This is a genomic window from Fusibacter paucivorans (genome assembly GCF_018390735.1).
Lineage (GTDB): Bacteria > Bacillota > Clostridia > Peptostreptococcales > Acidaminobacteraceae > Fusibacter > Fusibacter paucivorans.
Genome location: NZ_JAHBCL010000021.1, coordinates 1 through 11,885 on the forward strand (window position 1 = coordinate 1; position 11,885 = coordinate 11,885).

The 11,885-nt window shown below is 41.1% G+C and carries 6 protein-coding genes; 5 read left to right on the forward strand and 1 reads right to left on the reverse strand.

Features of this window, described 5'->3' with window-relative positions; translation table 11 throughout:
- Positions 1-96: 96 nt before the first annotated feature.
- The gene (locus KHM83_RS12420) at positions 97-3,015 is read left to right on the forward strand and encodes a hypothetical protein (protein WP_213237343.1); all 2,919 of its coding nucleotides are present in this window, start codon (positions 97-99) and stop codon (positions 3,013-3,015) included.
- A 399-nt stretch (positions 3,016-3,414) separates the two neighbouring features.
- Here KHM83_RS12420 and KHM83_RS12425 read toward each other — a convergent pair whose 3' ends face one another.
- On the reverse strand, positions 3,415-5,025 hold the full coding sequence (locus KHM83_RS12425; protein ID WP_213237344.1) for a M23 family metallopeptidase: 1,611 nt from the start codon (positions 5,023-5,025) through the stop codon (positions 3,415-3,417).
- Between the two features lie 121 nt (positions 5,026-5,146).
- Here KHM83_RS12425 and KHM83_RS12430 point away from each other — a divergent pair, with 121 nt between their 5' ends.
- From KHM83_RS12430 to KHM83_RS12445, 4 genes are all read left to right on the forward strand, one after another.
- On the forward strand, positions 5,147-6,856 hold the full coding sequence (locus KHM83_RS12430; RefSeq protein ID WP_213237345.1) for a methyl-accepting chemotaxis protein: 1,710 nt from the start codon (positions 5,147-5,149) through the stop codon (positions 6,854-6,856).
- 214 nt (positions 6,857-7,070) lie between these two features.
- Positions 7,071-8,240: an exonuclease SbcCD subunit D gene (locus KHM83_RS12435; RefSeq protein WP_213237346.1), complete on the forward strand. Its 1,170-nt coding sequence runs from the start codon at positions 7,071-7,073 to the stop codon at positions 8,238-8,240.
- The gene (locus tag KHM83_RS12440) at positions 8,237-11,524 is read left to right on the forward strand and encodes an AAA family ATPase (protein WP_213237347.1); all 3,288 of its coding nucleotides are present in this window, start codon (positions 8,237-8,239) and stop codon (positions 11,522-11,524) included. The genes KHM83_RS12435 and KHM83_RS12440 overlap by 4 nt, the downstream gene beginning before the upstream one ends.
- 70 nt (positions 11,525-11,594) lie before the next feature.
- The gene (locus tag KHM83_RS12445) at positions 11,595-11,810 is read left to right on the forward strand and encodes a YdbC family protein (RefSeq protein WP_213237348.1); all 216 of its coding nucleotides are present in this window, start codon (positions 11,595-11,597) and stop codon (positions 11,808-11,810) included.
- Positions 11,811-11,885 lie beyond the last annotated feature (75 nt).

The following is an 11,885-nucleotide window of genomic DNA, read 5'->3' on the forward strand; positions in this document are numbered from 1 at the left end:
CCATGATTATTGGGCTGCAGTAACACTGCAGCCACTACACGCATTTTTTGAGGCAAGATAAGCGAGCTAGCTACGGCAAGAGTTATGAGCTAGGCAATGACAGAACTAGAAATCAGAAACACCAATGATGTTGTGCCAGTTATCGTTTGTGATAATGTCTATGCACCTTACTTTAGTAGTTTCTTAAGTACGACAAATGGTCTGCTTATCAATTCGCTTGATGGTGTTGGCAATGCGCTTGTTGAAGTGCTTTCTGGTATGCAGCAGGATTCTGAGAAGACGCTTTGTATTTTAAACACTGATTCACTGAGTTTTGACACATTATATTATGATTACGAAAACGATGCACTCTATTCAAAAGGTATTAAAGCAACACATGTAGACACCTTTTTTGACAATAACAATGGTTTTTATGCTAATTCAGGTGTGTATCAAACTTTATTTGCCAATACAAAGTTGACACTTCCGAATGTTGGCATCTATGAAATTGAACCTTCGGTGCGTGACAATCCCGTTGGCACTAATAATGCACTTGATTCGTATCGAAAATGGTCAACAGATGCCAAAAAGACAAAGGTAATCGTGCATCGAAAGCCAATTGCTGATTTTGATTTAAATATTATGCTTGAATACAGTAACACTTATTATAAATATAAGTATTTATTTGATTTCCAAAATCGATCTTACGACCTTGACCATATGTCTGACGCCAATCACGGTATTGTCGATTACGTCTTGCAGTACCAAAAGGCTGATCGAGTAACAGGTGAACCTTTAACCGATTGGATTGATTCCTCAATGTTTTCTGAAATGACAGATATTATCTATAGATTTGGAACGGGAATCTATCGCATCAATGCGCGACTAAAGGTCAAAGATCCCGAGGGTGCTTGGTCAGATTATTGTGAAAAGGACATGCTTTTTTTAGGCTATTATGTATATTCAAATCTTTATGCGACACTGAGGACTGATAATCCATCTAATCCTCTTACTGCATTTAGACCGGGTAACTATGTGGAATGGTATGATATTCACTTTACGGATTACTATATCTTTCAAGACATTAGCAATCTGAATTACTATTTAGAAATATCGCTTTTAGACAATGGCACGCCTGTGCCTGGTGTTCCCGTTAAGAAAATTACTGATCCAAGTCAAATATATGACCCCCAATATCGAGATCATTACTGGAATAACCAAAAGTTTTACATTTCAGATGTGGCAGGGCTTGAAAATAAGACGTATCAAGTAGAAATTGCAGCGATCATTGACGATGACATGGATGGTGATTATGATCGCCGAATTAGCAAAATTGAAGACATTACGCTTTATGCGAATAACCCGCCGACAATATCGGCAAGTTTGTCGGCGACATCCTTACGCCAAGGCAATGACAATACCGTTTGGGTTAATGTTAATGATCCCGATCAAGACAACTTATTATTAAACATTTCTGTTAAAAAGGATGACGAAACGTATGCTTCAAAAGGGTATGCCTTATCGTATCCGTATGTGTCGACTTCACTGCCGCTTGTTGATTTAGATGCAGGGACATATGCTGTAACCGCAACTGTCAGTGACGGTGTAGAATCTGCATCTAAATCTTTAGCATTTACTGTACTTCCCAATACGCCGCCTGCTGTAGCGGTTAATGTAACATCGCCGTATCTCTTTGAGACAGATACCAACACGGCATTCGTCAGCGTATATGATGCGGAAGGGGATGATTTGGCGCTCGATGTCACAGTTCTCAAAGACGGCACTGTTTATCGAACGTTTAGCTATAACAAAACATCACCTTATACCGATGAAGTGATAGCACTTAGTAATCTCAGTGCGGGAACTTACACTGTAAGGGCATTTGCGGCAGATGACTATGGCAATGCCACGGCGACTGCTACATTTCCCGTCTATGTTAATTCACCACCATACATCACCGCAGAAATTGCATCCCCAGAAATCCTCGATGGCGACAGCAACACACTGACGACACATTTAACAGATATCGACCCTCAAAACTTGTTTGTGCAGACAGAGCTTTACAAGGAAGGTGTATTGTACAGCCGTCAGAACACGACGGTTGCGCCTGTTGGGGGCATATACAGTGATGTGTTGTTCACATTCCCGAATTTGCCGATTGGCAGTTATTTAGGACAGGTGGCGGCATGGGATGGCTATGCAACTTCGAATTACGTCAACTACAGCTTTAATGTCATACCGCGCAATCTGCCGCCTTCTGTGACGGTGGGCGTCACACCGGAAACGCTATTTGCAGGTCAGAAGGCAACTGTTGCCATGCTGTTTGACGACGGCGATCATGAACCGCTTACCGTAACTTTAACGGTTCTCAAAGACGGTACGGCTTATGATGTCAGTACATTTTCAGTGGCATGGCTTGGCACGCAGTATGAAGTGATAAAAAAATCGTACGAAGGCCTGCCAGAAGGAACGTATACCGTTAAGGCAGTCGTCAGTGACGGGACGGCGACAGATGAAGACGTCAAAACTTTTGACGTAAAGCCGCTGAATATCAGTGCATTTGAGATCACGGGCGCATGGAATCACTGGGATGGGCGAACGGATTATCGAGGCGTCTATTTGACGCCGAATACGCATCGGTTTCTGTCGCTGGAGACCGTAACGTTTCACGCTTCTATTAAGGGGCTGCCGGAGATGGTAACAGTGACACTGTCCCCGGAACTAATGGCAATGACGTACACAGACCCTTATGGCGTCGTCTATGAATATGAAGAACTGGTTGGGTACGACGTGGCCTTTCCATTGGCACTGAGTATGGTCTCTTATGATGAGGCGAGTGCCATGAGTACTTGGGAGGGAGCGTATTTACTGCCGTTGGCGCCTTCAACGCTGTCATGGGAAGATATTCGAAAGCGAAGTCCTTACGAGGCAGAGCTTACGGCGAGTCAAGAGCTGTCAAGTGTAAAGGCGACAATTGATGACGTTGAGATCACTGGGAATATCTATGATCGGATATCATTACAACCCGTCTATTAGTGTTTGCCGTTCACGCTTTCGTTTAACGATACAGTTATAATATGATAAAAGATACTGTAGACTAAATACAAAAGCCAATTAACATTAAAGCCAAAAAATAGAAAATCAAATATACGTGGATTGAATCTCAAAGTACAATAGAGACAATAACAAGAAGCAATAACAAAAAAATAAGATACAGTTGCGTATCTTATTTTTTTGCCCCCATAAATACAGTTGGCAATTGAGAATATTACACCATTCAAATTTTGATCTTTTCATGACAATAGGTACGATTATCATCATACGAAAATTCAACATATCGCAATATCGCATTGAAAAATTAGCGAAAGACAATAAGGGCATTCCAATAATTAAAGCTTTTGTTTCTAACGACTTATATTAAATACAGTTTTACGACTACCATAACTTTTTATAATTGTCATAGGTAACCGCATCGTCAAAGAGCAGCCAGCCCGGTTCAAAATTGACATCATAGAATGACAAAATAAAATGAAGATGCGGTCCTGTTGAAAAACCAGTTGAACCGACGTTGCCAATGATTGAGCCCTTTTCAACAAATTCACCTTTTTGACACAGGCGTTCGCTTAAATGAAAGTAAGTGCTGAAAATACCGGCGCCATGATCGATGACGATCGTATTGCCCGTCAAAGTGAGGAAATCAGAAAACACGATGTTGCCGCTATTGGTTGCAGCGACTGGCGTACCATTTGGTGCGGCAATGTCAAGACCGGAATGGCGATAGGTCGTCATCGCTCCGTTGACGTCACGTGTTTCGCCAAACTCAGTGGATAACCTGCCGGTCGCGGGTAGTATATAATCACCAGAGGTTAATGTTTTTGGTGAGGATCTGGTTCGAACGGGATCAAATAAAGCATCAAATTCTTCATAAGCAGCATCATTTCGCGTTGACTGTGCAACTGTTTCATCAATGATTAAATGCTGAATATTAAAGTTTCTCGCTGTCACTGTTACAGGATAATGCTTTCCATCCAGCAAAATATCATAATCACCGGGTGATGTATCATAATTTGTCGGAATATAGCAAATGTAGTTGGATGCGCTTTGGTAAAATTTAACTTGTGTTGAATCAGAAATTGATTGTTCAATTGTCGGCAGTTCTGTTTCCTCGGCATATTGTGTGGTGATTATGAGCGGTTCCCCTTGCTCGATCGTCGTATGATTAAAGTCAAAAACAGTAGGGCGATCGTAATGTATTTCAAAAGCATATTTCACAGTGCCTTCAAAATTTGCAGTGTCATCATGCCATGTCGCGGTCAGGTGGTAATGATAGACACCGTCCGTTTCAGAAAATGGGAGCATATAACCTGAGTCAGTTTCATGAAGATTGCGAATGACAAGTGCACTAGTACCGGCGGTTTCATAAGATAAGACCACTTCATCGGGTATTTTGTCAAATGTAACGAAAAGCTGATCATCTGGCCTATTGATGCTGATGATCTGTGATTGGTTGGCTGTTTTTACCTCAACCGGATACCAATTGCCATCGAATTTTAAAATTTGCCAGCTCGCTGATGATGCAGGCAGTGTCAACGATTCTGCTTTGGTAAAGTGATTAATTGCAGCAGAAGGCATCAACTGATCATTGTAAACAGCGTCAAAGTAAGGCTGTGTATAAAAAAAATCAGCATTTTGAGCGCGATAGTAAGATTTGTCATGTAAAATCACAACGCCTGATGGATCAATACTCACAACTTGGTAAATAGCTTTTCCCCAAAACGGATGATGAAGCTCAACCGTAAAAACGGCTTCAGAAGCAGACGGTCTACTAACGTCATGATTAGCTTCAAGCGGTTCATTTAATGCTGATTGAAGCAGCTGACGCTGATTTGGCGTCGTAGGTATAAAAGAGGGTATTTGATCCTGATAGCCGATGTAAACATTAGTATACTGCATATGATTATAGATAAAGAGTGCCATGAAAATCAGCAGTGCAAATCCCAAACCGATTAATCGCTTATTATTTCTAAAAATATGTTTCTTTTGCATCAAGGCCTCCCGAAGATGTTTATAGTCTATGATAGCATATGTTAATAAAAATAGCAGGACATATGTGTTATTTGTTAATTAATGGGTATCTAAGTCACAAAAGTATCTGTGAGGTGATGTTATGAAAAATCTTAAGCTAAGGTATAAAATACTGTTTTTAGCACTTTTCATCATTATTATTTTCTCAGCAGTGATTATGGCCTACATCCTACCAAAAGTCAATTCAATTATTGAAGAACGTACAGCAGTCAAACTTGAAGAACTGGTTGACATTGCCCTGTCTGAAATACAAAATCAGCAGACACTGGCAGCAACTGGTGTGAAAACAGAAGAGGAAGCAAAGGCAGATGCACTGGCGGCGATCGGCAATTATCGCTACAGCGGCTCTGAGTACTACTGGATTAATGATGAGACGGGTATGATGCTCAATCATCCGATCAAGCCAGAATTAAACGATACCAATATTTTGGATATCCAAGATCCAGACGGCAAATATATATTCCAGGAAATGATTGCCGTTGCCAACGCTGACGGCGGTGGAGTTGTAGAATACCAGTGGCCAAAGCCTGGTTTTGACGTACCGCAGCCTAAAATGTCCTATGTTGGCAAAGAGCAAAACTGGGGATGGATTGTCGGAACGGGGATCTATATTGATGATCTCAAGGCAATTGAACATGAAATTAATATCACGACCTTAATTATTTCGGTTATCATTATTATCTTCTCGCTCATTATTGTAACGCTGATTGTCATGCCGATCAATAAGACGCTGATGAATATTATCGAAAATACTGAAAGATATAAAAACTATGATTTTACGACTGACATAGATGTCAGCTCAAAAGATGAGTTAGGCGCCATCGCTGAATCTTTCAACAAAGTGAGTGTGGGCCTGAAAGATCTTTTAAGAAATATGATTGAAACATCAAAAGAACTGACTGGTGATTCTATTGAGATATCAGACAGTATGCACTTGCTGCAGGACAAGACTGGCAATACGCTTCAATCGACATCGGATATTTCTGCTGTCATCGAAGAAACCAGTGCAGCAACTCAACAAGTTGCTGAAACAATCGTCGAAGCAAAAGATGCCATTACCATCGTCGCTGAAAAAGCAACAGAGGGTGCAATGCGAGTTAGTGATGTCAGCAGGCGCGCTGACGAGCTACGCATTTCATCACAAAAATCGAGCGATGAAGCGAAACAGATATATTCAGATGTTAAAACACGCCTCGAAGGCGCCATTGACAATGCCAAAAAAGTTGATCGAATCAATGCACTGCTGGAAGATATTCTCAGCATCACATCACAGACAAACCTGCTTGCCCTTAATGCTTCTATTGAAGCGGCACGGGCAGGTGATGCCGGTAGAGGCTTTGCCGTTGTTGCCAATGAAGTTGGCAATTTGGCAGATCAATCAGCTCAAATGGTTGAAGATATTAAACAAACTGTTGAATTTATCCAGCACGCTGTTTCGGCACTGATTAAGGATTCAACTGAAATTTTAGGATTTGTTGAAAGCAAAGTGCTAAACGACTACGAAAAACTCATTGATATCGGTGAGCAATACAGTGCTGATGCAACGGAATTTAATAGTATCATGATGGAACTCAGTGCTATAAGTGAAGAGCTCACAGGTTCTATGGAAACGATTTCAAGTAATGTTTCTGAAGTGAGGATCGCGACAGAACAAGAAGCCGAAGAAGTATCCAATATACTCGCGATGACAGAAGAAGTGACGCAGCGAACAGATCGTGTCAATGATATTATTTCTGAAAATATTAAAATGATCAAATCACTTGATGAGTTGATTACGAAATTTAAAATCTAATGTGCGTATCACGGGGACAGTAGAGCGTCGATGATAACATTTGATTCAATTAAAAAAGTGGGGACCATTGCCATCATTGAATGATGCTGTGTGGTCCTCTCTTTTTGCATAATTCGACTAAGATTTAAAAATCAGAAAAGTGAGGTGACAGTGTGAAATTTGATGCTGAAAATGATACAATAAGTGAATAACGAAACGAAATGAGGAAACCGCAATGAAGCTATTACATACGGGTGATTGGCATATTGGCAAACTCGTCTTTAATCGATATATGACGGAAGATCAGCGATATTTGTTAAAACAGCTGGTAACACTCGTCAAAGAGGAAGCGATTGACGTCGTTCTAATTGCCGGCGATCTATATGATCGGCAAATACCGCCGGCTGATGCGGTTTCACTGTTAAATGAAATCATTACTGAATTGACATTGGCGCTCGGGGTCAAGGTGATTGCAATTGCTGGCAATCACGATAGCCCAGAACGCCTTGATTTTGGACAAGACCTTTTAAAAAATCATGGATTTTACATTGAAGGAAAGCTGATGCCGGCATGCGAGCCCATAGAGTTCTATGATGAATATGGTCCTGTACGTTTTTACCCTATTCCCTATGCCGACCCCGCTGTTGTTCGTGCTGTATTGAGAGATGATTCTATTAAAACACACGAAAGTGGCATGCGAGTGATTATTGAACAAATTAGGCAGTCGATGGATAATACGATTAGAAATATTTGCCTCAGTCATGCATTTGTGATTGGCGACGCATTACCTGAAACATCAGAATCTGAAAGGCAGCTTAGCAGTATAGGTGGTGTTGCACATGTACCTGTGAGCCTCTATGAAGCTTTTGATTATGTTGCACTTGGACATTTGCACCGACCGCAGCGCATTGTTGCCGACCATATTCGCTATGCAGGCTCTTTGATGAAATATTCTTTTTCAGAAGCTGATCACATAAAATCAGTGACTGTGATAAATTTGGGTGTAAAAGGTGATCTCGATATTCAATTAAAGACATTGAAGCCGCTGCGCGACATGAGGCGAATTGAGGGGCCGCTTGAAATGCTTTGCCATCCTGATGTGATATCAGGCGCCAATCGTGAAGACTATATTCATGTAACGCTCACAGATCAAGGCGCACTCTTTGAGCCGTTGAAAAAGATGCGCGCGTTTTATCCAAACATACTACAATTAGAAAGAAGCCATCTAAAAACTGAAAAAGATGGTGAAAAACTGACGACGCACCAATTAAAACAAAAGAAACCAGAGGCGCTCTTTGAAGCCTTTTATCAAGAAGCCGTTGGAACATCACCAGATAAAAATCTTATGACGCATTTTCATGCCGCTGCGGATAAAGCAATGACGAGTGAGGGAGGCGAACCATGAAACCGATCACATTGACAATCAATGCATTTGGCCCTTATGCAGGAACAGAAGTGCTGGATTTTTCACTGTTAGCAAATGAAACGCTCTTCCTTATCACCGGACCGACTGGGGCAGGCAAAACATCGATTTTTGATGCCATTTGCTTTGCGCTTTACGGAGAGACAAATGGAACAGATCGACCTGAAAAGAGTGTTCGATGCGATCATGCTGAAGAGGATCACACAACAGAAGTTACCTTTGCCTTCGAACTCAGATCAAAACGCTATACAGTATGGCGCAGACCTAAGCAAATGCGGCCTAAAACGCGTGGAGAAGGGCTGACAGAAGTGCCTTCCGACGCAAACTTGACGATCGAGGGCGTTGAACGCCCTATTACTGGAAGCAGACAAGTAACAGCTTCAATAGAAGAATTGATAGGACTTACCATCTCGCAATTCCGTCAAATCATGATGATTCCGCAAGGGGAGTTTAGAGAATTATTAATGGCAAAGTCAGATGATCGTGCAGCGATACTGAGGCATATCTTTAAGACTTCGCTTTACAGCAATATGCAGCGGCAAGTAGCCGAAGAGAAAAAGCATATAGCAGCTGACCTAAAGGTACAGGATGATGCACTGAATGAAACCATTGATGATATTCGAACTTTTTCGGTTGACCATCTGCCAAGTGTGAATGCATGCAATGAAATAAATGACGATTGGTTCAATCTGACAGATCAATCGACCTATGAAGAAGAACATGTTGCTACAATTGCGAAGCTTCTGATAAAAGCCAATGCTGTAATCAATGAACAAAAACAGGCTTCAATTCCCGCATACGAAGTGATTATAGAGCGTCTTCAAAATTTTAATGATAACTTACATCAATACATTGGATTAATGGACGAACGTATTCGATTACAGGAAGCAGACTATAAGAAGCGGATTCGAGAGATAGAACGTTATCAAACACAAAATGAACAAATCTCCCGATATCGCCAAGCTGTTGCCGATTTAGAGGAACTCGATGCAAAGCGAGACTTAATCAATATAAAGCGAAACGAAGTGATTAATTTAGAAGCCATTCAAAAAATAATCCCTTTAGAAGCGGAAAGCAATCGGCGCAATGAACGCTTGACATTATGCAGGACACGTATTTTAAATGAAGAACGTATTTGTGAAATGAACGGGCAAAAATATGAAGCGGCAAGGCAGGCTTATGAAGCAGCGAATACACCAACCGCAGAAGCAGAACGCCAAAATTTAAAACATACGATTGAATCACTGAAAAATTATCAAAAAATATTGGAAAATGTTGAAACATTAAAAGATGAAAGTGCACAGACAAGGCAAGCTTTTAACGAACTGCAAGCAAGAGAAAAAGAACTGTTGGATAATCAGACTGAAATTGAACAGTCAATTGAAAAATGCCAAAATTATTTACTTCAGCATGAAGGTGATGCACTGAAGGCGCTCGAAATAAAGCAGTCACTTAATGAAGTGAGTGGACAACTGTCAAAGATTGCATCCGGTATTGAAGCTTATCAGAATATCCGTGAACGCCATAAAAAATGGCTGTCAGCAAAGGATGAGCTGAAAAGTCAGCATAAACACTGTGACGCTGCTGAGAAAGCATATCATTCATTAAAAATGCGCTATCATCTCAATCAAGCAGCTTATTTAGCAAGTACGTTGGATGAAAATGCCCCTTGTCCGGTCTGTGGGTCAACATCACATCCTAAAAAAGCCGTTTTAAAAGAGACAGTTGAAATGGCTGATCTCGAAAGTGCAGAACTGGCACTTACAGCTGCTCAAACTGATTTAAAACAATCTGAATTGACGCTTGAACGGCAACGCGTTAAAATGAAAAATGAATCCGATACACTGGCTGCCTATTTGTATGAAATTGATGAAACGATTAAGTGCCCTGCATTTGATAAAATCAATGATTTCGAGACATCTGAAAGTTTGGCAATTCAGCAAGCGCTAGATGACAGATTGCTGTTTCATCAACGGGCGTATGCTGCATTACAAACGCAGCAAGAAAGCATTCAGCAGGCTTTAAGAGAAGCAGAACGTCAAAAAGCGATCGTGAAAGATGAAGAAGCCAAGCTGGCTGAAATGAAAATTGCACTTGAGGCACATGAACTCGAAATTTCTGAAAAGCAGCATTTGCTAGAGGTTAAATCTACGCAGATTGAAACGATGATGGCTTCGATCCCTGAGGCATATCAACCATTAAAGGATACATTGAAAGCGTTGCAATCCAAGCAAACGGAACTTGATCAGTTGAATGATACACTGACGTTTCTGACACAGGAAGTCGAAATAACGAGAACTGCTTTTAATAGTGCCAAAGAGAATGCGGCTGTTGCAGCAGCAGCGATTGAGACAGCGAAGATAGAGCAGAAAGAAGCTGAACTGCATTTTCAGGAGGCACTGACAGCACATGACATATCAAGTGAAAGCTACCAAGATCACAAAGCACACATTGCGACACTTGATGCACTGAAAGCATCGGTAGAAGCTTATGATCGACAGCGATTGATCGTTGAGAATAGTATTAAAGACTTGGAACCTTTGGCAAAGACGCGTAAACTAGTTGATATTGAAACCTTAGAAAAGAAGGCTGAATCAATAGAACTTATGTATAAGAGTGCTCAGCAAAATAGAGAGAAGTATGCAATCGTCGAATATGAGAATGAAGCAGCGCTTATGAAAATGCAAAATATTCTTGAAAAACGCTCATCACTTGAAGCAGCCTATCGTTATGTGGGACAGTTAGCAGATGTAATGAATGGGAAGAATCGGAAGAACATTACCTTCGAGCGCTATATCTTATCTGCATACTTAAGGGATATTTTAGCGCTTGCCAATGAACGCTTCCTCGCAATGACTTACGGACGTTACACGCTGCAAATTGCAGAAGAAGTCGCAGACCGACGTCAGGGATCAGGGCTGGATTTAGAAGTGATGGATCGACATACCGGATTGCCGCGATCTGTCAAGACATTGTCTGGTGGCGAAAGTTTTAAAGCATCTTTGGCACTTGCATTAAGCTTGTCAGAGGTTGTTCAGGAAACTGCCGGCGGGATACAATTGGATACAGTATTTATAGATGAAGGATTTGGCACACTGGATCAGATATCACTTGAGAGTGCAGTTGAATGCTTAATGGCACTTCGTGAAACCGGGAGACTAGTAGGGATCATTTCACATGTTCAAGATCTTAAGGAGCGTGTTAGAACACAATTGGTGATAACACCTGATGAAGGCGGCAGCCATGCGGCCTTTCGATTTGGATAAAGCGGTAATGGGCTTGAATGTGAAAAGTGAGGTGTGCTAAAGCCATCATTAATGATTGAATGGAGGATTTATGGCGGATTTAAAATTTGAAATCATTGAAACATTAGGCGTTCTTTCAGAAAACAGCAGTGGATGGACAAAAGAATTAAATCTCATCAGTTGGAATGATCGAGCACCTAAATACGACTTAAGGGACTGGGCACCAGAACATTCGAAAATGGGAAAGGGCGTAACATTAACGGAGGCCGAGTTAAAAGCTTTAAAAACGATTTTGGAGCAGATTTGACGATAAAAAAAGCTGTGTAAAAAAATTCAAATGCGAGAAAATGACTCGAATACTAAAAGACAGAAAGTAAATTAA

Bases quoted from the DNA above. Each gene is read 5' to 3' on its own strand.
- KHM83_RS12420 (WP_213237343.1), top strand. From the start codon at position 97: ATGACAGAACTAGAAATCAGAAACACCAATGATGTTGTGCCAGTTATC.
- KHM83_RS12425 (WP_213237344.1), bottom strand. From the start codon at position 5,025: ATGCAAAAGAAACATATTTTTAGAAATAATAAGCGATTAATCGGTTTG.
- KHM83_RS12430 (WP_213237345.1), top strand. From the start codon at position 5,147: ATGAAAAATCTTAAGCTAAGGTATAAAATACTGTTTTTAGCACTTTTC.
- KHM83_RS12435 (WP_213237346.1), top strand. From the start codon at position 7,071: ATGAAGCTATTACATACGGGTGATTGGCATATTGGCAAACTCGTCTTT.
- KHM83_RS12440 (WP_213237347.1), top strand. From the start codon at position 8,237: ATGAAACCGATCACATTGACAATCAATGCATTTGGCCCTTATGCAGGA.
- KHM83_RS12445 (WP_213237348.1), top strand. From the start codon at position 11,595: ATGGCGGATTTAAAATTTGAAATCATTGAAACATTAGGCGTTCTTTCA.